Source organism: Acinetobacter sp. NIPH 2100 (assembly GCF_000369805.1).
Classification (GTDB): domain Bacteria; phylum Pseudomonadota; class Gammaproteobacteria; order Pseudomonadales; family Moraxellaceae; genus Acinetobacter.
Genome location: NZ_KB850224.1, coordinates 1,319,747 through 1,340,026, shown reverse-complemented (window position 1 = coordinate 1,340,026; position 20,280 = coordinate 1,319,747). Strand labels below are relative to the sequence as shown.

The window sequence follows — 20,280 nt, the reverse complement described above, 5'->3', positions numbered from 1 at the left end:
ATGGAATTAAATAAGCCACCTGACGGTGGCTTATTGCATGAATCTAATTAACCAATAAATTTACGTGCGTTACGGAACATACGTAACCAAGCACCATCTTCAGCCCAATCTTCTGGCTTCCAAGAATGCTGTAAAGCACGGAAGTTACGCTCTGGATGCGGCATCATTACTGTTGCACGACCATCTTTAGAAGTTTGACCTGTAATCGCGTCAGGTGAACCATTCGGGTTCAACGGATAGTGTTGAGTTGGGTTACCCAAGCTATCTACATAACGCAAAATCACTTGGTTTTCAGCATTTAAAGCAGCAATTTGCTGTTCAGTCGCAACCAGACGACCTTCACCATGTGCCACAGCGATTGGTAAAATCGAACCTTGCATATCTTCAAGCAATACAGAAACTGACTTTTCTACGCGTACGTTAACAGCACGTGCTTCAAATACTTCTGAGGTATTACGGTGGAAACGGCCCCAATGCTCTGCACCTGGAATTAGTGGTGCAAGTTGCGACATCATTTGACAGCCATTACATACACCTAAGCTGAATGTATTTTGACGATGGAAGAACTGTTCAAACTGATCACGCAATTTTGCATTGAACAGCACTGATTTCGCCCAGCCACCGCCAGCGCCCATCACATCACCGTATGAGAAGCCACCACATGCCACTAAACCCTCAAAGTCGCTCAAGCTGACACGACCTGCTAGTAAGTCACTCATGTGTACGTCAATGGTATTGAAACCAACTTTATCAAACGCAGCGGCCATTTCGACGTGACCATTGACACCTTGCTCACGCAAGATTGCCATGTTTGGACGGCGTGTATTGATATACGGTGCTTCAACAGGCTCATTCAAATCATACGTTGCTTGTGCAATCAAACCTTTGTGGTTTTGATCTGCGATTAAGGCAAACTCTTGATCAGCCGTTTCAACATTGTCACGTAAACGCTGGATTTGATGTGAAACTTCTGCCCATGCTTGTTGTAATTCAGCACGTGCTAAAGTCAAACCATTCACAGCCAATTGATCAGTTGTATTGACACGGCCCACAACTGCGATTGCATCTTTCAGGCTTGATGCTGCAACCTCAACTTCCAATTGTGCCCAATCAGTCGCTGTGATTTGCAATACAGCACCAATTTCTTCTGCAAATAAACTTTCAGTTGTTTGATTTTCTAATGCAACACCTAAGCGTGAAGCAAACATCATTTCAGCCACAGTCGCCAATAAACCACCATCACCGATGTCATGGTAAGCCTTGATCACACCACGATTGTTCCAGTCTTGAATCAAGGCAAAGAATGCTTTGAAGTCATCAAAACTATCAACATCAGGTGTGACAGAACCAATCGCTTTATATACTTGTGCAAGGATCGAACCACCTAAACGGAACTGCCCTTTAGATAGGTCAATACGAACTAGTACTGAATCAGCTAAGTTCTTCAATTCAGGCGTTAAGGTTTTACGTACATCTAAAACTGGTGCAAATGCAGTGATCACACCTGTCATTGGCGAAGTCACTGCTTTCTCTTCACCATCATTCCACGTAGTACGCATAGAAAGTGAATCTTTACCGACTGGAATTGCGATCCCTAATGCAGGGCACATTTCCATACCAATCGCTTTCACACCTTCAAACAAGGCTTGATCTTCACCTTTTTGACCTGCTGCTGCCATCCAGTTTGCAGAAAGCTTGATGTCACTAATCTGTTCAATGTTGGCACAAGCAATGTTGGTGATTGCTTCAGCAACCGCTAAACGTGCAGATGCAGCCGGATTCAACAACGCTACTGGTGGACGTTCACCCATTGCCATTGCTTCACCTGTGAAGCCTTGCAAGCTGGTTGTGGTTACTGCTGCATCTGCAACAGGAACCTGCCAGCGCCCGACCATCTGATCACGCGCAACCATACCGGTAATCGAACGGTCACCAATGGTAATCAAGAACGATTTAGATGCGACTGTAGGATTTTTCAATACGCGGAAAATCGCATCTTTCAAATCAACTTTTGCAGCATCAAAGTCATTCCCTGTACGCTCAATCGTTTCATAAGCACGTTGCATCCGCGGCGTACCGCCCAAGATCACCTGCATTGGGATATCAACTGGCTTGTTTTCAAACAACGGATCTTCAACCGTTAAGTGACGCGCTTCAGTTGCTTCACCAAGTACAGCAAACGGACAACGTTCACGTGCACAAATTTCTTCAAACTGTTCTAAAGACTCTGGACGAATCGCAAGCACATAACGCTCTTGCGCTTCATTTGACCAGATTTCCATCGGGCTCATGCCTGGCTCTAATGATGGAATTTTACGAAGGTTAAGCACTGCACCCAACTCATGATCGTTCACAAGTTCAGGCATGGCATTGGATACACCACCCGCACCCACATCATGTACAGACACGATTGGGTTAAAGTCTTCTAAGCGCCAGCAGGTATCGATGACTTCTTGGCAACGACGTTCCATTTCTGGGTTTTCACGTTGTACCGAAGCAAAGTCCAAACTCTCGCCCATGGTACCGCTGTCTACAGAAGACGCTGCACCACCGCCAAGACCAATCAACATTGCAGGTCCACCCAACACGATAAGCAAGTCACCCGGTTGGATTGCATCTTTTTCAACATGGTCAGGACGAATGTTACCGTAACCACCAGCGATCATGATTGGCTTGTGGAAGCCCTTTACATCACCATTGACATTCTGTTCAAAAGTACGGAAATAACCATTCAATGCAGGACGGCCAAATTCGTTATTAAACGCAGCACCACCCAATGGCCCTTCAATCATGATTTGTAATGGCGATGCCATACGTGAAGGTTTACCGTAGTTTTCTTCCCAAGGTTGTTCAAAACCAGGAATATTTAAGTTAGAAACGGTAAAGCCTGTTAAACCTGCTTTAGGTTTACCACCACGACCTGTTGCACCTTCATCACGGATTTCCCCGCCCGAACCTGTTGCAGCACCAGCAAAGGGAGCAATTGCAGTTGGATGGTTATGTGTTTCCACCTTCATTAAGATATGAGCAGCTTGGCTCTTATATTTATATACGAAGTGACCATTTTCATCCGCTTTCGGATAAAAACGCATGGTGTCATAACCCACAATCACTGACGCATTATCTTTATATGCTGATAACACATCGGTTGGAGATTCTTTATAAGTATTTTTAATCATTTGGAACAATGATAATGGTTGTTTTTCACCATCAATTGTCCATTCAGAACCAAAGATTTTATGACGACAGTGTTCAGAGTTTGCTTGAGCAAACATCATCAACTCAATGTCATTCGGATTACGACCCAGCTTGGTAAATGCTTCGGTTAAGTAATCAATTTCCTGCTCAGATAAAGCAAAGCCAAACTCATTGTTGGCTTTAACTAACGCTTCTTTTCCTTGACCCAAGATATCAATTGAGTTCAACGGCTTCGGTGCTGTTTCTGAGAACAAAGCTTTTGCATCATCAATTTGAGCAAAAACACTCTCTGTCATACGGTCATGTAATGCCAATTTCACTTCATTCGAAATCTCTTTCACACCTTTCAGTGTAAATAACAGACCACGCTCTAAACGGTGAATGGGCGTATTACAGTTTTGAAAAATATCCGTTGCTTTAGACGACCACGGAGAAATTGTCCCTACACGCGGTGTCACTAAAATCTGGATTTCATCACTTGCAGCTTGGCGAAGTTCGAAAGATTGACCATCGTTTAAAAGTTGTAATGCCGATTGATGTTGCTGCTCGCTGAGCGCTTGATCAAACAAATAAACCCACTGGCTGTCAAAAGATTGAACAGAACTCATTGACGTTAATCGGTTTAAGAGTTGAGCTTTCTTGAAAGAAGAATGTGCTGATGCACCGGCCACGATAAACATGTTGACTTTGGCTCCACGGGTGGGTCTAACGAACCTACCACAATGTGACTTATGAAAGAGCGCATATTCTACTGTGAAAGGCTCATTTCAGCTAGCTATATCCATCTTAAAAAACAGAGTTTTCTGCTGCAAATGGCTTAATTTATTGTAGCTTTATCCATTTTACTTTATTCGTAACAATTCATTTAAGCGAATACAGCAATCACATTCTCTGTTTATATGCAATCACGCCTCTTTCTTTTCTGTTACCCAAATCAGAATATAGCCCTGCACAACGGGCTGTCCATCCTCTCTGTATGCAATTACCTCTACCTTCATATCCCCAACTTTCCAGTCTTCATCAATTCTCGCTGTAAGCTGAATATTAGAATTGGCTTTAGCAACATAATCTACATGCATACCTTTTGGTAACCATCTGAGATGCGAGGGAATAGAGGCTTCCATAACTACCCCCATCACAAACTCCAAACCATTACAAATCGCAATCACATGTACCGTTCCAATATGATTTTCTACACTGCGACTTTTAGACATGGATGCTTCACAAAAGCCAACGTCTAGCTTTGTAATGACTGGATTAACGGTACGAAAATAAGGTGCAACTCGACTAATAACTTTGGAAAGTACAAGCAACCCACCTGGCAGTTGCTTTAATGTTTGATAAGCAAGCAATACAGTATTTGATTGAATCTTTTTCTGTTTTTTTATTTTATCGCTGAGGTAATCAATTGGATTTTTCATCTTAGGTTTAAATAGATACAGTGAACGACAAATTAACATATGAATATAAATAGCTATATCGCTGCATTCCCCTGTGTCATTGTCAGAAGAGATAAGTCAAAATCTTGAAACTCCACTATTTACCTTATTAAGACAACTTGTGTCGCTCTACCCTAGTGCTTTAATCTTTTTTTTGGCATCATGATCCTGAACTCATAGTGAATAATGATGAATGGAACAAATGCGTTGGGTAGAATTGCTATCTGCAATTCGTTTAGGTAGTAAAAAAAGTAGTACTGAATTGGCTCGAAGCCCATTTCACAAAGATTATGACAGAATTATATTTTCTCAAAGCTTTCGCCAACTGAATAGAAAAACACAAGTTCACCCACTCACTCAGCATGATGGCATCCATACTCGCTTAACACACTCGCTTGAAGTTTCTTGTATCGGTCGTTCACTCGGCATGTTAGCCGCAGAAAAAATCAAAGATGAGTTACCGATGTGGATTTCCCCAGCCGATGTCGGAGCAATTATCCAAGCAGCCTGTTTGGCGCATGATATCGGCAACCCTCCTTTTGGTCATGCGGGTGAATATGCGATTCGGGAATGGTTTGATGATGCCTCACATCGCGACTTTCTCACCAAACTGACACCAGAAGAAGCCGCTGATGTGCGCCAATTTGAAGGCAATGCGCAAGGGCTTCGATTACTCAGCCGGATCGACTACCACCCTGATGATGGCGGTATGCGGCTCACCTGTGCCACACTGGGCGCGTATTTAAAATATCCATGGCTCTCAAAAACGATTGAAGAACAAGGTGATATGCCATCGCATCAGCGGGCAAAATTTGGCTGCTATCAATCTGAAAAAGAGATTTTAAAACAATTGGCGGAGCAACTCGGTTTAATTCAGCTCGGGGAATACCATTATTGTCGTCATCCACTCACCTATTTATTAGAAGCAGCAGATGATATTTGCTATGCACTGATTGATTTAGAAGATGGCATTATTCTCAACATGTTGAACTATGCCGAAGTTGAACCGATTTTCCTGAATTTGATTGCAGATTATGGCTATCCAGAGGAATTGCATTTACCGCATACCACTTGGCAGCAAAAAATCGCAGCCTTACGTGGCCGCGTCATGAAACGTTTAGTCGATGAAGTCACCACGGCTTTTGCAAAACATCATTATGAAATTTTGACAGGTCAGCTCAAAGGCAGCCTGTTACAATATTGTTCACCCGATATTGAAGCAGGTATTCAAACCGCGAAAAATCTTGCGAGAGATCGTATTTTTGAACATCCGCAAAAGTCTGGTTTAGAGATTATTGCCCATCAAAGTTTGCAAACCATCTTAGATGCTTTCATCCCTTTAACCATGCCGCATAAAACATTAAGCTTTAAAGAACAGCGGTTAATGTCAATTTTGCAACATTCAGGCGTAAATCTGCAAAACAACCACTATAATAATATTATGCAAGTTCTCGATATTATTAGTAAGTTCTCGGATCATCAGGCTTATAGTCTGGCGCAAGAGTTGCAAGGCAATAAAATTGGATTCTTTTAACAGTTGAAATGAGACCAAGACTTTTTTCAAACTCAAACTAAATTTTTTTTAAAATAGTGAAATTTAACTCATGATCGGATGTTTAATTGGCGAAGTGTTTGCCTTAGAAGCCCCAACCGTCTTACTCAATGTGAATGGTGTAGGCTATGAAATAGACACACCTCTTTCGACATTTTGCCAATTACAAAAAGGACAAAAAGTAACGTTATGGACTCATTTGGTGGTCCGTGAAGATGCACAACAACTTTATGGCTTTAGCGATGCTCAAGAGAAAGTCATTTTCCGCACTTTGCTTAAAGTAAATGGTGTAGGTCCTAAAATGGCTTTAGGTATCTTGTCTACCTTAAGTATTGAATTACTGATTCATACCATTGAGCATGATGATATTAATACCCTGATTAAAGTTCCGGGCGTGGGTAAGAAAACCGCTGAACGTTTAATGATTGAATTACGTGATCGTTTCAAAGCATTGGCACAATCAACAGGTAGCGTAACCAATACAGCAGCAACGCAAATTCAATTTATGTCAAATTCGCCTGTTGCTGAAGCAGAAGCCGCATTACAATCTCTTGGTTATAAACCAGCAGAAGCACAAAAAGCCGTTGCAGCAGTAAAAGCAGACTTTACTGAATCTGCCGATATTATTCGTGCTGCGCTTAAATCAATGATGAAGTAATAGATATATGCAAGATCGTCTTATTAGCGGAACAGAAAAACCAGAAGATCAATTTGATCGTGCGATTCGACCAACCTCATTGGCTGATTATATTGGCCAGCCCGTGGTTCGTGAACAAATGGAAATCTTCATTGGTGCTGCACGTGGACGTGGTGAAGCACTCGATCATACCTTGATTTTTGGTCCTCCTGGTTTAGGTAAAACGACCCTTGCCAATATTATTGCGCGCGAAATGGGCGGTAATTTAAAGTCGACTTCTGGTCCTGTATTGGAACGTGCAGGTGATTTAGCAGCAATGCTGACCAATCTAGAGGAAGGTGATGTTCTGTTTATTGATGAAATCCATCGTCTATCCCCCGTGATTGAAGAAATTCTTTATCCAGCAATGGAAGATTACCAACTGGATATTATGATTGGTGAAGGCCCTGCGGCTCGTTCAATCAAGTTGGATTTACCACCATTTACTTTGGTGGCTGCTACAACACGTGCAGGCTTATTGACCTCTCCGTTACGCGATCGTTTTGGGATTGTGCAACGCTTAGAGTTTTATTCGGTTGAAGACCTCACTCACATCGTGACACGTTCTGCCAACTTGATGGATGTTCCAATTACCAAAGAAGGTTCAACTGAAATCGCCCGTCGTGCTCGCGGTACACCGCGTATTGCCAACCGTCTCTTACGTCGTGTTCGTGACTATGCGCAAGTCAAAGGCACAGGTGAAGTCACTCAAGAGATGGCGCAACGTGCTTTGGATATGCTTAACGTCGATAAAGCAGGTTTAGATACGCTCGATCGTCGTTATCTCAGTATGTTACTGGAACGCTTTGAAGGGCGACCAACAGGTGTTGAAGCCTTAGCCGCAGCCATGGCAGAAGACAGTGGCACACTTGAAGATGTGATTGAGCCGTATTTGATTCAGCAAGGTTATGTGATGCGTACTGCGCGTGGTCGTATTGCAACCAATATGGCTTATTTACAGTTTGGTATGACCCCACCTGAATAAATACCAAATAGAATAAATATCGTATGAAAGCGATATTTATTCTAAATAATCATACTAGTAATTTCTTAAATATATAGATATTAAAAATAAAATTCCCTGCTATAATTTCTCGTCTTAAAACTAAACTACATATTTAAACGAACCAAAATTCAATATAAAGGGTGAAAGAAATGTCAAACAAATTATTAATTTCCACGATATGCTCTGGGGCACTATTATTAACCGCCTGTGGAGGTGGTGGAGATAATAATCAAACATCATTTGATAGCAAAGAAAAGTTAGATTACAAACAATTAGAAACAACGAAAGTCATTACCGAATCTGTAGTTAATCTGTCAAATGAATCAGACAACCTACTCATTTACATCACTATACTGACTAAAGGTATTTACGACAGAGCCAAAAATTCAGATTTATCTTGCGAGACTGGAAGCGTAAAGATAAATAATGACAATACTGTTACACTCAATAATTGTAAGAATTTTTGGATTCCGTCAGAGGGTAAAAAATTTGCAGGAACAGTTTCAGGTACAATTCTATCTAGTGCGAGCAATACTACATCTTCAGAAAAAATTGAATTAAAATTATCAAATATTAACATCAATCTTGATTCAGCTGATCAGTCAATCTTTTTCAATGGCCCAATAAACTATACATCTAAAGCGATTAACAATAATCTTAATAGTGATTTATATGAAGCCAATCAAGCTGCTTTCAAGTTTATAGATAAAATGGACAGTAAAAACTACCATCAATATGCTTTGAATAATTATCAGCTAATTTCTAACTATACCAAATCTACGGATAGCATAGAAAATATTTCGAAAGGACAATTAAATGGTGAAATCAATGGTAAAGTTTTTTCAGTAAATTATTCATCAAACTTTAAATTCTCAACAGTAAATGATCTTTATAATTTGAAACCAAACTCTGCAAATATTGAAATCATCGATCTTTATAACAAGCAAAATACCATTTCAATTGATCGAGCTACAGATGGAAATGCATTGGTAAATACTTATGCAGCAGGAAAGCTCGTACAAACTTTTTCTCAAGACTGGAACGAGTTTTAAGCAATTATAATTTTATCCAAATAAGCCCTCTTTGTAGGGCTTATTTTTTATCTAGCTCAACAATATGTTATTTATTACTATTTCCTTCGCCCGTTTGACGCAATATCATTCATGCTTGCTCACAGTACGCAAGAATAGGTAATAGAGACATGGCAAATCATTTTGAGTTCAAAATTCGCGTTTATATCGAAGATACAGATGCAGGCGGTATCGTTTACCATGCCAATCATATCCGTTTTATGGAGCGTGCTCGTACCGAATGGCTGCGTGCAGCAGGTGTAGATCACTACTGGCACCAAAAAGACTACAGCTTCGTGGTTCACCAAATTCAAGTCAAATATGTACGTCCAATATTAATGGATGATTTAATTACCGTTACAGCACGTGTTATTTCGTGTAAAGCCGCATCTTTTGTGTTGCAACAAAATATTTATCGTGGTGAAATCTTGCTGGCTTCAGGTGAGGTTGTGTTGGCATGTTTAAACAAAGATCTTATGCCACGTAGACTTCCTGATGAAATTCGTGATCTGATTCAAAAAGAATTGGCACAGGACTAAAATAAACTTTCGGCACCGTAACTTATGGCAACTAACTTAGAATCTTCCCTGCATATTTCTGACCTAATTTTACAAGCAAGTCCTGTTGTACAACTGGTCATGCTGATCTTATTATTCGCTTCGATTTATAGCTGGTACTTGATCGCTAAATTATACATGGGCTTTAAAAAAGCAGAGCAAGATGATGAGCATTTTCAAAAGATGTTTTGGTCTGGTGCCGAATTAAATACGCTTTTTAATAATGCGCAACTCAACTCCAAACGCCGTGGTTTAGAAGATATTTTCTATCAAGGTTTGGGTGAGTTTTTTAAACTACAAAAACGTAAAGCAGACACCAATCAAACGATCGAAGGAACAGAGCGTATTCTTCGCGTTGGTTTAAGCCGCGACCAAAGTGGTTTAGAAGTTGGCTTAGGTGCACTTGCCAGCATCGGTTCAGTTGCACCTTATATCGGCTTATTTGGTACGGTTTGGGGCATTATGAATGCCTTTATTGGTCTTGCCGCAGTTGATCAGGTTACCTTGGCAACCGTTGCGCCTGGTATTGCAGAAGCCCTGATTGCAACAGCAATCGGTTTATTTGCAGCGATTCCTGCTGTACTTGCGTTTAACCACTTTACAGCTAAAGGTGAATCAACTTATTCAGATCGTGCTTTATTTGCAGAAGAAATGGTTGCCCTTTTACAGCGTCAAGCGATTGGAACGACACAGGAAGATGCATAATGGCGATTCAACGCTCTGGACGTTTTGAACGGATTAAAAAACCACTCAAAAGTGATATGAACGTCGTTCCATATATCGACGTCATGTTGGTACTTTTGGTTATTTTCATGGTGACTGCACCCATGATCACTAGTGGTATCAAAGTGGATTTACCTCAGGCGAACAACCATCCTATCGAATCCAAAGATATGCCAGCCATGGTCACGATTAGTAAAGAGGGAAAATTTTCTCTTGAATACCAAAACCATAAAGGCACTGATTCTCTTTCGCTTGAACAACTCGAAGTTATTTTAAGCGAAGCTCAAACTCAAGCTGAGCAAGAAAACAAACAACTTACGGTTTTGGTCAATGGTGAGAAATCCCGCCCGTATGGTGAAGTGGTTTCACTGATGGCAAGTCTACAGGAAGCAGGCTTAACACAAGTTGGTTTACTGACAGAGCCGTTAAAATAAGCTATGAAAAAATTTCAAGAGCCGCCTTTTAAGCAAAATGCGATTGCGCTGGGTTTCACACTCGGCGTACATGCGATCGCGATTGTGGGCTTATTATTTTTAGGCTTAAGTAAACCACCCGAAGAGCCTAAAAAGCTCAAGACTGTTTTAGTTAGACCCGAAGATTTACCACAACCATTAACACAGGTTGAACAAGAAACAACAGCTGACAACGAAGCTCCCGAAGTTCAAAGTCCTGTTGTAGATAAGACGTTACCTGAAAATATCCCTGTCGTCCCTCCTTCACCAAGTCCACAACAACTTGCTGCTGAAAAGCAAAAAGCAGAACAGGCACAGCAAGCAAAATTAGCTGAGCAAAAACGCAAAGCAGATGAAGCAGCTCGTGCACAACAAGTTGAAGAACAGCGTAAGCGCGCTGAAGCTCAAGCACAGAAACAACGTGCGGATGCAGAAGCAAAACGACAAGCTGAGGCAAAAACCGAGGCAGAGACAAAACGTCGAGCAGAACAAAACGCCAAATCTGAAGCAGAGGCTAAGGCACGTCAAAAAGCTGAACAAGATGCACGCTTAAAACAGCAAAAAGCAGCTGAGAATGCAAAGCTTCAGGCTCAACAAGATGCGAAGCGTAAAGCTGAGGCCGATGCTAAGGCTCGTGCTGAAGCTGATGCAAAGCGCAAAACTGATACAGATGCTAAACGTAAGGCTGAAGCTGAGGCAAAACGCAAAGCTGAGACAGATGCTAAACGCAAGGCCGAGGCAGATGCTAAGGCAAAAGCGGACGCAGATGCGAAACGTAAAGCAGATGCAAATATTAAGGCCAAAGCTGAGGCGGATGCGAAACGCAAAGCCGAAGCAGACGCGAAGGCAAAAGCCAATGCGGATGCAAAACGCAAAGCTGACGCAGATGCTAAGGCAAAAGCTGACGCAGATGCAAAACGTAAAGCTGAGGCAGACGCAAAGGCAAAAGCTGAGGCAGACGCGAAACGTAAAGCCGATGCGGAAGCCGATGCTAAAGCTGCTGCCTCAAAAAAAGCTGAGCAAGAAGCAGCTCAGAAAAAAGCTGATGCTAAACGGATTGCAGACTCTACCAAAGCCGCGTTCAAAAGCAAAATTAGCAGAGCTTGGGAAGTACCTTTAGCTTCTCGAGGAAAATCAATTACTGTTAATATTTCACTTGATGCAAACGGAAATGTAATATCTGTTGTTGCGAATAGTAGCGATTCGGATTTAAAAGCGAGTGTAGAAGCTGCAGTAAAACAAGCATCTCCTCTACCAATGCCTGATGATCCAGATATTGTGAAGCAACTTCGTCGCGTCACAATTACATTCATTGCAAAATAGTAATGAATAGTTAACGTTACAGGCTTTTAATAGCACAAAGCCTGTAACTATGTTAAATAATCAACAGCCACAAAAATACGAACGCAAGTAATTGTAACTATGGACAAGACTCGTAAACACCTCCTCTCTTTAGCAGTTTTCGCTGCAATTAGTGCAGTTGCTCCTACCGCAGCTTTCGCACAATTACATCTTGAAATTGCTAAAGCCCCTGAACAAGCACCTAAAATCGCGATCATTCCATTTGCAAATGACAATGCGATCTATCCAATTGTGGAAAGTGACTTGAATCGCTCAGGCCGTTTTACCAGCGCATCTCAAAATTTACCTGCAACTGCTAGCCTAAATCAGGTTCAAGCAGGTGATTGGCAAAATGCTGGTGTTCCGTATGTCGTCGTCGGGCAAATGAAAGCCGTCGATGCCAATACATTCGAAATTCACTACCAGCTTTATGATGTACAAAAACAACAATATTTATTGAACGAAGTACTCACCGTACCGAGTTCACGTGTACGCCAAGCGGGACATCTGATCAGCGATACAATCTATCAAGCTTTGACGGGTATTGCAGGTGACTTTAGCGGTCGTATTGCCTATGTACTGCGCAATCAGGCGCCCCCTGCTCAACGCTATACCTTACAAATCGCAGATACCGATGGTGAACAACCTAAAACCGTACTTTCGTCACGTGATCCAATCCTCTCTCCGGCTTGGACACCTGATGCAAAGAAAATTGCTTATGTCTCATTTGAAACCAAACGCCCAGCGATTTATCTGCAAGATTTAGCCACTGGTCAACGTGAAGTTTTAGCAAGCTTCCGTGGCTTGAATGGAGCACCAAGCTTCTCTCCTGATGGAAAGTCGATGTTGTTTACAGCATCAATGCATGGCAATCCTGAAGTGTATCAAATGGATTTAAGTACACGCCAAGTACAACGCATGACCAATGATTCTGCGATTGATACCGAAGCACGTTACTCACCAGATGGTAAATCCTTTATTTTTACTTCGGATCGCGGTGGTTCACCACAAATCTATCGCTATAGCTTTGATGACAGTTCCGTCAAACGTTTAACCTTCAAAGGTGCATTCAATGCACGTGGGACTTTAAGTGCTGATGGTAAAAAGATTGCTTTGGTACATCGCCCAAGTGGCAGTAACTACAAAGTTGCAATCCAAGATATCAATACAGGTATCACCAATATTCTCACGCCAACCAGTTTAGATGAATCACCAAGCTTCTCACCAAATGGACAAATGGTGGTTTATGCAACACGTGAAGGTAGTCGTGGCCTTTTATCAGTCATGTCTACAGATGGTCGTTTCCGCATGAATTTACCAAGCGAACAAGGTGAAGTTCGTGAACCAGCTTGGGCACCAAAATAAATTTAATCGATTGGAGAATCATATGAACATTAAATATCTAACGCTTCCACTGATTGCTGCGACTCTCGTTTTTACAGGTTGTGCAAGCCGCAAGCCTGCTGCTGAAATCACTGCGGGCAACACACCAAATGGCTCATCTACTGTAAGTACCGATGGCTTAAGTGAAGATGCAGCTTTAAATGCGCAAAACCTAGCGGGTGCATCGTCAAAAGGCGTCACTGCTGCTAACAAAGCATTTTTAGCAAAACGTGTTGTACACTTTAACTATGACAGCAGCGATTTGTCGAACGAAGATTATCAAACCCTACAATCACATGCACAATTCTTAGTTGCCAATGCCAACTCTCGTGTTGCATTAACAGGTCATACTGATGAGCGTGGTACACGTGAATACAACATGGCTTTGGGTGAACGTCGCGCGAAAGCTGTTGAAAGTTTCTTGATCACTAACGGTGTAAATCCACAACAACTTGAAGCGGTCAGCTATGGTAAAGAATCACCAGTCAATGCAGGTCATGACGAAGCGGCATGGAAAGAAAACCGTCGTGTAGAAATCAATTACGAAGCAGTTCCACCATTATTAAAATAATGGCTTAGCTTTAAATAAAAATGCTCACTACCATGTGGGCATTTTTATTTTTGGATCAAGATGATGATTGGGATTTAGACTCTGGTTGCATCGACTCAATCATATCGTGCTTATTGAAATCTTTATATTCAGGCTTGGCTTCATACTCTTTCCATGCATCCTTCACATTTTCTTTGGAAATCGTATCTAAGCTAATTGGCTCACTTGGCGTGGGTGTCGCTTCAAAATTCTTGGTTGACATCTTAATCTCCAAACATCCTGTCTAGTATCTGTCCAACATAGCATGTAATCACGTGCTTGTAATCATAAAAGCAACATAAATAAAGTAAGATAATTTTTATTTTTATGTGATCTCATCTAGAATAGCCACATTCTTTTTTATCATTTTTTGACACGGCCAAACTGGAGCTATTTAATATGTCAAACCTTACATTGACCCAATACTTAGAACAACAAAATGGGAATTTGACTCCAGAGTTAGCACAAGTTATTGAAACCATTGCAGCAACATGCCAAACCATTGACCAAGCATTGCAAAAAGGTGCTTTGGCAGGGATTTTAGGCAGCGCTGGCAATGAAAATGTTCAGGGTGAAACACAAAAGAAATTAGATGTTATTTCGAATGATTATCTGATTGATGCTTTAAAAGTTCATCCACACGTTGGTGGCTTGGCATCAGAAGAATTAGATGACTTCACGCCTGCACAAGAAAACGGAAAATACCTGGTATTGTTTGATCCATTAGATGGTTCAAGCAACATTGATATTAATATGTGTGTTGGTACCATTTTCTCGATTCTTCCAGCAAAAAATGCAGTGACTCAATCTGCAGATTTTATGCAAGCAGGGACCGAACAAGTTGCTGCAGGCTATGTACTTTATGGTCCATCTACCATGTTGGCACTTACGGTAGGTGCAGGCGTTGCATTCTTTACTTTTGATCCAACAACTCAAGCTTTCGTACTTACCACTGAGCAAGTTCAGGTTTCAGCAGATACACAAGAATTTGCCATCAACTCATCAAACCAACGTCATTGGGAAAACCCTGTAAAACGTTATATCGATGAGCTTTTGGCTGGTAAAACATCAGTACGTGAAAAAGATTTCAACATGCGTTGGGTTGCATGTATGGTGGGTGATATTCACCGTATCTTATGCCGTGGCGGTATTTTCCTTTACCCTTACGATTTAAAAGATCCTAAAAAAGCAGGCCGTTTACGTTTAATGTACGAAGCGAACCCAATGAGCATGTTAATCGAGCAAGCTGGTGGTGCATCAACTACTGGCCGTGTCCGCATTATGGACATTCAACCAACTGAGTTGCATCAACGTGTTCCAGTTATTATTGGTTCTAAACACGAAGTTGAGCTTGTAACGAGCTATCATTAATTATTTTTTAATAATCAAGGCATTATAATATTATAATGCCTTTTTGGATGTTTACTTTATGGCGGTTATTTTTCTAGAATCAAAAGACAATGCAAAAATTAAACATTTGCGTGGCTTAATCGAGCTCAATAGCGCTCGAAAAAAACATCAACAAACTGTTCTAGAAGGTACACATCTTTGTTTAGCTTGGTTGCAACAACAGAAAAAACTTTTTTCTCTATTTACTACTGAACAAGCATTAGAGCATCCTGATTTACAAGAAGTTATCGAACTACACCAAGGTCATGTCTTCGTGATTAGCGAAGTGCTCTATAAAGATTTAAGTACTTTAGGCACGACTCTACCTTGCTTAGCTATTATTGACCTTCCAAAAACATCAATGACAATTGATTTTGAAGTAGATACTTTAATTCTAGAAAACATTCAAGATCCAGGTAATGTGGGAACATTACTGCGTTCAGCTGCCGCAGCAAACATCAAACAAGTGATTTGCACCCAAGGCTCGGCAACGCTGTGGTCCCCGCGTGTACTTAGAGCAGGCATGGGCGCTCATTTTAGTCTGCACTGTTTTGAAAACTTTCAATTACAGGACATTCTTCCAAAATTTCAAATTCCTGTCTTGGTTACCAGCTCACATCAATCGAGCAGTCTGTATGACCAAGATTTAACACAACCTTGTGTATGGATTTTGGGGAACGAAGGCCAAGGTGCGAGTGACTATGCCTTAGAACATGCACGGGCAGTTGCCATCCCCCAACCAGGCGGACAAGAGTCGCTCAATGTTGCAATTGCAGGATCAATTTGCTTTTTTGAAATGGTTCGCCAACGTCAGTAAAAACGTTAAATTATTTTAAATACGATTTTTTTACTGAGAAAATCAATTACACTACTAAAAATAATTGCTTAAGTTGTCAACGCGCCCACCAGTTTCAACGTTATATGATTAATGAATTGGAATTAATGGTGGGTATCCATGACAGGATTTTCCATCTCTATGGATTTAGCACCGAAACAGGCTCGAACCGAAACCAGTACTGATCGCAGTACGGTTGAACAACGTCTGCGTATTTTTATGCAAGACGTTACAGGTCGTGCATTGGTGATGATGGAAAGTGCCACGCAAGGACAACAAGGCATTGCGATGGATTTAGTGCAGGAAGCCTTTATTTCCTTGCATAAATCATACGCTGATAAAAATATAGAAGAATGGTATCCCCTGTTCTACACCATTTTAAATAACAAACTCCAAGATTGGAGACGTAAAGAAGCACGTCGTGCAACTCCCTTCTCATTATTCAAAAAGATTAGTTTAGATGATGACGAGGAAATGATTGATGTTGTAGATGAATCAACTCCCAATCCTTTTGATTTTCTGAATCAAGAAGTGACAATGGAAGAAATTCAAGCAGCAGTCAATCAACTACCAGTCCGTCAACAACAAGCATTTATGCTAAGAGCATGGGAAGGCTTTGATACGATGACCACAGCTCAGATTATGGATTGTAGTGAAGGCAGTGTGAAAACACATTACCACCGTGCAATTCAGGGACTCAGAATTGCTTTAGAGCACTTAAACCCACATACGGGAGGATCATCAGATGAAAAAAGATGAATTCACCAAACATGTAACATCCAAGCTTGATCAGCTTGCCAGAGAGCAGCATCACAACAAAATGTTGGTGATGAACCATGTTCTCGATACGGTTCAGAAAAAACCAACATCTTATTACAGTGTTTGGAAAATGAGTGGTTTTGCACTCGCAGCGGCAATCATGGGTATTGTTGTTCTGCCGAGTTCATTACAACTGGCCGATCAACCACAGAACCAAGTTGTCGTGAATCCAAAACTTTCACCACAAATGGTTGAAGATATGGAAATGTTATTGGTTTTGGGTGAGGATAAAGTTCCACATGGCAGCTAAAAAATTAGCACTTGTTGTGTGTACACTCGGCTTATTACAAACCAGTTTTGCAGGTTCAGAACGGTTTTGGGTTTTCTCCAAACCGAACAAACCGACAGCTGAAGAAGCTTGGGATGACTTGTCACCTGAAGAGCAACGCGTTTTAATCAAACGCTATCAAACCTTGAAGGAAATTCCGACAAACCAAAGCTCACAATTACAACAACGCATGGAATGGTTTACTCAACTGCCTGAAGAAGAAAAGCAGAAAATGCGAGATGTATGGCAAAAAATGAGTACACAAGAGCGTAATACGTTACGTAAACGTATGCAGAATGCCAGCACCGAAGAACGCGTGAATATCAGAGAAGAATACCTCATCAAGTACGCTGAGCATTAACTTTTTATTTCGATGAATATTTAAAATAAAAATAGCGCCTAAAAGCGCTATTTTATCTTTGGCGTACTTATTTTCTGAAACGACGGTAAGCCAACAAGCCTAATAGACCAAATACCGAGTAGAAACCTAAGCTACCACCGCCACTACCACCAATACCCTTACCCCCACTGTCCGCAGGACGGGTATCATCTGTAGTTGTTGCAGTATTAATTGTCCGCACTGTTGCAGTATTACCTGAGATCACACCATCAGCATCATAAACTTGATATTTAAATGCGAAGTTGAATGGGTTAAATGCATTCACCTCTTGCACATAGATGTTCCCACCATAACAAGTTTCCTTTTGATCTGGTACAGGACATGGTCCTTGACGATCAGCTGTAATATTCAAATCTTTTTTTGGTACATCGATTAAACGGATTGGCAATTCCAATCCGTCGGCATTTCTCCAAAAACGAGGTTTGTTTGGCTTATTTTCTGGACCCGATCCGCCAGCACCTGTATCTCCATCATCATTCGCGAAATCAAGCAAGTTCAAACTGAGTTTTTGTTTTGCCTGATATTTAAAAGTCAAAGAAGTATCTTTCACCACTGGTGCTATATTAGTGAATGCAGCTTTAATCAATCCTGATGATTTTACGTTTTCATTAGAAATCAATGTAATCGTATATTTACAGAAAATTTTATCCCCAGCCTGGGTAATACTATCATCCTTACGATAAAAAATAATTTGCTGTAGATCTGCATTCCATTTACAGACCAAATTAGGAATATCACTCGTATCTATATCAGTAACAGCATCATTAATTTGGCCTTTCCCCAAAGGTTCTGCCGTAACTCGGTACAAGTCTGGACTAAAAAATCTTAATTTATAACTTCCATCAGTTTGCTTCACATCTTCTGGTAGAGGTAATTGATAGTTTTCCAAACCAATATAAATGGCACGATATTTTAAGCTTTCTTTTCTTTTTTCCTCAATATTAAAACTATCCAATAATTTCTTATATTGATCCAACCGAGATTTATAATAAGTTAAAAAATCAGGATTATTGGGATTTTTTACCATATTATCAAAGAAATCATACTGTTCTTGATATCCTGAAATCATGTTACTAATTGATACATTTGACAAGTCCGTTAAATCACCAGCAATAAATCGCATCAATTCAATTGAACCAATATCACATGTATTACGTGCATTAGGATCATAATACAGAGTACCATCAGTAATACGTGCCAAACCACGTTGATCTGTTGGACTACAATTAGAAACGCCTGTATCTAACAACCCAACCAACTTTGTCTTATCACCATCTTTTACAGGAATTGCATTTTTCTCTGGATAGTAGACAGGCAAAAATGCTGTGTGTGCTGTCGGTTTTTGTAAAGGGCCTAATACAGTTCGAATATTATCAACTTGTGCCAAATTAATATTGGTTTTATTATCCTTAAGCGATTCCTTCGGGACATCACATATATTTTTAATCAGTGATGTCGAATCCTCTTCTTTTAATGCAAGAGCATTATACTGAACCTTCAGACCTACTTTTTCTTGTTCCGCTGCTGCACCTAATAAATATCGACAAGCATAGCTATTATTACCTCCATTATAGGCAATAATATTAAAGGCTAATGTCTTATCGCCCAATTTATCGTACAACAGTGTAGTAAAAGCATTATTCTCAACAATTGTATTACTTGTAAGAGTTAATCTACTGGTACCACTTAAAATACTAGAAGGGTCATTAGGGCTAGGATCAGTACCGGCTTTGGTATCACCTGAGAATTTAATCAAATTCCCTGTAGTTGTATTTACAGTATTTTGAGCAATCGTGTTATTACTTGCATCAACGGTAGCGACACCACAAAACTCAAGCATATTTTTTGAGTTGGTAGAGCCGTTATTAACAAAACTATTTCCAAGAAGGCTTACTGTATGTACTGAATATCCAAGATCATTCCTGCAGCTCATTGCCAGCACGCTGCCATTTTCAGCTTGATTTCCTTGAATTAAGCTCTTAGATAGTGTTAATGATGAGGATGGTCCTGCTAAAAAAATTGCCCCACCTTCTTTAGCGCGTGAATTTAGAATTTGCGTACTTTGTAATAATACATCCGCCCCAGCATAAATTGTACCACCTAAGTCTGTAGTATTGCCGCCTGTCAAAATCAGGTTACTTAGTGTTAGAGCACTCTTTCCAATCGTCGTATTGAAAATACGAGAATTCTCAGCCTTGATTGTTGTTTGTAGTTCAATTTGTGCAGGATATTGATTCACAATATCATTTAATAAAACATTTTTACCCTGCCAGTCTACAGGGCTTGCCCCCAAAATTGAAATATTGACACTTGGCGTTAATTCCTTGTTAAGTGTATAAGTTCCTTTTTCAAGTTGAATCACTTTTTGGGTAGTCGGTGACATATCTGTCACTGGACACCCTCCAAATGATACTCGATCAGCTGCCGTTTTTATTGCTTCTCTTAATGAACAAGCATTGAGATTACCACCATCCTCATCATCAAAAGTTGTGACTTTGATGGGGGTACTACTCGTTGCAGCTAATAGTGGCATTGTTGCCAGCATCATCGTCGCCAATAATGTTTTTTTATAATGTTTCATCT

At 40.7% G+C, this 20,280-nt stretch carries 19 protein-coding genes; 15 read left to right on the top strand and 4 right to left on the bottom strand.

Going from position 1 to position 20,280, the window contains the following annotated elements; all coding sequences use genetic code 11:
- Window positions 1-47: 47 nt before the first annotated feature.
- Together purL and F887_RS11860 are read right to left on the bottom strand one after the other, a co-directional pair.
- Window positions 48-3,878, bottom strand: coding sequence for a phosphoribosylformylglycinamidine synthase (gene purL, locus F887_RS11855; protein WP_005292826.1), 3,831 nt, complete (start codon window positions 3,876-3,878; stop codon window positions 48-50).
- Window positions 3,879-4,103: 225 nt separating this feature from the next.
- Window positions 4,104-4,619, bottom strand: coding sequence for a hotdog fold domain-containing protein (locus tag F887_RS11860; protein ID WP_032863101.1), 516 nt, complete (start codon window positions 4,617-4,619; stop codon window positions 4,104-4,106).
- A 211-nt stretch (window positions 4,620-4,830) separates the two neighbouring features.
- Here F887_RS11860 and F887_RS11865 point away from each other — a divergent pair, with 211 nt between their 5' ends.
- The 10 genes from F887_RS11865 (at window position 4,831) to pal (ending at window position 13,968) form a co-directional block, all read left to right on the top strand.
- A complete protein-coding gene (locus F887_RS11865) occupies window positions 4,831-6,171 on the top strand; it encodes a deoxyguanosinetriphosphate triphosphohydrolase (protein ID WP_005292822.1) in 1,341 nt (446 codons plus the stop codon).
- Between the two features lie 70 nt (window positions 6,172-6,241).
- Window positions 6,242-6,847 carry a Holliday junction branch migration protein RuvA gene (gene ruvA / locus F887_RS11870; RefSeq protein ID WP_005292820.1) on the top strand — a complete coding sequence of 202 codons (606 nt, stop codon included), beginning with the start codon at window positions 6,242-6,244 and terminating at the stop codon, window positions 6,845-6,847.
- Window positions 6,848-6,854: 7 nt separating this feature from the next.
- Window positions 6,855-7,850 (top strand): Holliday junction branch migration DNA helicase RuvB, encoded by a 996-nt coding sequence (gene ruvB, locus F887_RS11875; RefSeq protein WP_005292817.1) that lies wholly within the window; start codon window positions 6,855-6,857, stop codon window positions 7,848-7,850.
- Window positions 7,851-8,020: 170 nt separating this feature from the next.
- Window positions 8,021-8,923: a hypothetical protein gene (locus F887_RS11880; protein WP_005292815.1), complete on the top strand. Its 903-nt coding sequence runs from the start codon at window positions 8,021-8,023 to the stop codon at window positions 8,921-8,923.
- A gap of 149 nt (window positions 8,924-9,072) precedes the next feature.
- The gene (ybgC, locus tag F887_RS11885; protein WP_005151801.1) at window positions 9,073-9,480 is read left to right on the top strand and encodes a tol-pal system-associated acyl-CoA thioesterase; all 408 of its coding nucleotides are present in this window, start codon (window positions 9,073-9,075) and stop codon (window positions 9,478-9,480) included.
- A 24-nt stretch (window positions 9,481-9,504) separates the two neighbouring features.
- The gene (gene tolQ / locus F887_RS11890; RefSeq protein WP_005292812.1) at window positions 9,505-10,203 is read left to right on the top strand and encodes a protein TolQ; all 699 of its coding nucleotides are present in this window, start codon (window positions 9,505-9,507) and stop codon (window positions 10,201-10,203) included.
- Entirely contained in the window at window positions 10,203-10,655 is a 453-nt protein-coding gene (gene tolR, locus F887_RS11895; RefSeq protein ID WP_005292808.1) for a protein TolR, read from the top strand. The genes tolQ and tolR overlap by 1 nt, the downstream gene beginning before the upstream one ends.
- A 3-nt stretch (window positions 10,656-10,658) precedes the next feature.
- Window positions 10,659-11,996, top strand: coding sequence for a cell envelope integrity protein TolA (gene tolA / locus F887_RS11900; protein WP_005292805.1), 1,338 nt, complete (start codon window positions 10,659-10,661; stop codon window positions 11,994-11,996).
- 99 nt (window positions 11,997-12,095) lie between these two features.
- Window positions 12,096-13,379: a Tol-Pal system beta propeller repeat protein TolB gene (gene tolB / locus F887_RS11905; RefSeq protein ID WP_005292803.1), complete on the top strand. Its 1,284-nt coding sequence runs from the start codon at window positions 12,096-12,098 to the stop codon at window positions 13,377-13,379.
- Window positions 13,380-13,401: 22 nt separating this feature from the next.
- Window positions 13,402-13,968, top strand: coding sequence for a peptidoglycan-associated lipoprotein Pal (gene pal / locus F887_RS11910; RefSeq protein ID WP_005151791.1), 567 nt, complete (start codon window positions 13,402-13,404; stop codon window positions 13,966-13,968).
- Window positions 13,969-14,023: 55 nt separating this feature from the next.
- Here pal and F887_RS11915 read toward each other — a convergent pair whose 3' ends face one another.
- The gene (locus F887_RS11915) at window positions 14,024-14,209 is read right to left on the bottom strand and encodes an NF038105 family protein (protein WP_005151788.1); all 186 of its coding nucleotides are present in this window, start codon (window positions 14,207-14,209) and stop codon (window positions 14,024-14,026) included.
- A gap of 176 nt (window positions 14,210-14,385) precedes the next feature.
- On the opposite strand from F887_RS11915, the gene F887_RS11920 reads away from it, so the two are divergent.
- The 5 genes from F887_RS11920 (at window position 14,386) to F887_RS11940 (ending at window position 17,658) form a co-directional block, all read left to right on the top strand.
- Complete coding sequence (locus F887_RS11920) at window positions 14,386-15,357, top strand: class 1 fructose-bisphosphatase (RefSeq protein ID WP_005292800.1); 972 nt, start codon at window positions 14,386-14,388, stop codon at window positions 15,355-15,357.
- Between the two features lie 58 nt (window positions 15,358-15,415).
- Window positions 15,416-16,192 (top strand): TrmH family RNA methyltransferase, encoded by a 777-nt coding sequence (locus F887_RS11925; RefSeq protein ID WP_005292799.1) that lies wholly within the window; start codon window positions 15,416-15,418, stop codon window positions 16,190-16,192.
- Between the two features lie 159 nt (window positions 16,193-16,351).
- Entirely contained in the window at window positions 16,352-16,969 is a 618-nt protein-coding gene (locus tag F887_RS11930; protein WP_005292797.1) for an RNA polymerase sigma factor, read from the top strand.
- Window positions 16,956-17,279 (top strand): hypothetical protein, encoded by a 324-nt coding sequence (locus tag F887_RS11935; protein WP_005292795.1) that lies wholly within the window; start codon window positions 16,956-16,958, stop codon window positions 17,277-17,279. The genes F887_RS11930 and F887_RS11935 overlap by 14 nt, the downstream gene beginning before the upstream one ends.
- Complete coding sequence (locus tag F887_RS11940; protein ID WP_005292794.1) at window positions 17,269-17,658, top strand: DUF3106 domain-containing protein; 390 nt, start codon at window positions 17,269-17,271, stop codon at window positions 17,656-17,658. The genes F887_RS11935 and F887_RS11940 overlap by 11 nt, the downstream gene beginning before the upstream one ends.
- A 67-nt stretch (window positions 17,659-17,725) precedes the next feature.
- On the opposite strand, the gene F887_RS11945 is transcribed toward F887_RS11940, so the two are convergent.
- The gene (locus F887_RS11945) at window positions 17,726-20,278 is read right to left on the bottom strand and encodes a CSLREA domain-containing protein (RefSeq protein ID WP_005292793.1); all 2,553 of its coding nucleotides are present in this window, start codon (window positions 20,276-20,278) and stop codon (window positions 17,726-17,728) included.
- Window positions 20,279-20,280 lie beyond the last annotated feature (2 nt).

Coding starts and splice junctions, on each gene's coding strand:
- purL (WP_005292826.1), bottom strand. CDS start 3,878: ATGTTTATCGTGGCCGGTGCATCAGCACATTCTTCTTTCAAGAAAGCT.
- F887_RS11860 (WP_032863101.1), bottom strand. CDS start 4,619: ATGAAAAATCCAATTGATTACCTCAGCGATAAAATAAAAAAACAGAAA.
- F887_RS11865 (WP_005292822.1), top strand. CDS start 4,831: ATGGAACAAATGCGTTGGGTAGAATTGCTATCTGCAATTCGTTTAGGT.
- ruvA (WP_005292820.1), top strand. CDS start 6,242: ATGATCGGATGTTTAATTGGCGAAGTGTTTGCCTTAGAAGCCCCAACC.
- ruvB (WP_005292817.1), top strand. CDS start 6,855: ATGCAAGATCGTCTTATTAGCGGAACAGAAAAACCAGAAGATCAATTT.
- F887_RS11880 (WP_005292815.1), top strand. CDS start 8,021: ATGTCAAACAAATTATTAATTTCCACGATATGCTCTGGGGCACTATTA.
- ybgC (WP_005151801.1), top strand. CDS start 9,073: ATGGCAAATCATTTTGAGTTCAAAATTCGCGTTTATATCGAAGATACA.
- tolQ (WP_005292812.1), top strand. CDS start 9,505: ATGGCAACTAACTTAGAATCTTCCCTGCATATTTCTGACCTAATTTTA.
- tolR (WP_005292808.1), top strand. CDS start 10,203: ATGGCGATTCAACGCTCTGGACGTTTTGAACGGATTAAAAAACCACTC.
- tolA (WP_005292805.1), top strand. CDS start 10,659: ATGAAAAAATTTCAAGAGCCGCCTTTTAAGCAAAATGCGATTGCGCTG.
- tolB (WP_005292803.1), top strand. CDS start 12,096: ATGGACAAGACTCGTAAACACCTCCTCTCTTTAGCAGTTTTCGCTGCA.
- pal (WP_005151791.1), top strand. CDS start 13,402: ATGAACATTAAATATCTAACGCTTCCACTGATTGCTGCGACTCTCGTT.
- F887_RS11915 (WP_005151788.1), bottom strand. CDS start 14,209: ATGTCAACCAAGAATTTTGAAGCGACACCCACGCCAAGTGAGCCAATT.
- F887_RS11920 (WP_005292800.1), top strand. CDS start 14,386: ATGTCAAACCTTACATTGACCCAATACTTAGAACAACAAAATGGGAAT.
- F887_RS11925 (WP_005292799.1), top strand. CDS start 15,416: ATGGCGGTTATTTTTCTAGAATCAAAAGACAATGCAAAAATTAAACAT.
- F887_RS11930 (WP_005292797.1), top strand. CDS start 16,352: ATGGATTTAGCACCGAAACAGGCTCGAACCGAAACCAGTACTGATCGC.
- F887_RS11935 (WP_005292795.1), top strand. CDS start 16,956: ATGAAAAAAGATGAATTCACCAAACATGTAACATCCAAGCTTGATCAG.
- F887_RS11940 (WP_005292794.1), top strand. CDS start 17,269: ATGGCAGCTAAAAAATTAGCACTTGTTGTGTGTACACTCGGCTTATTA.
- F887_RS11945 (WP_005292793.1), bottom strand. CDS start 20,278: ATGAAACATTATAAAAAAACATTATTGGCGACGATGATGCTGGCAACA.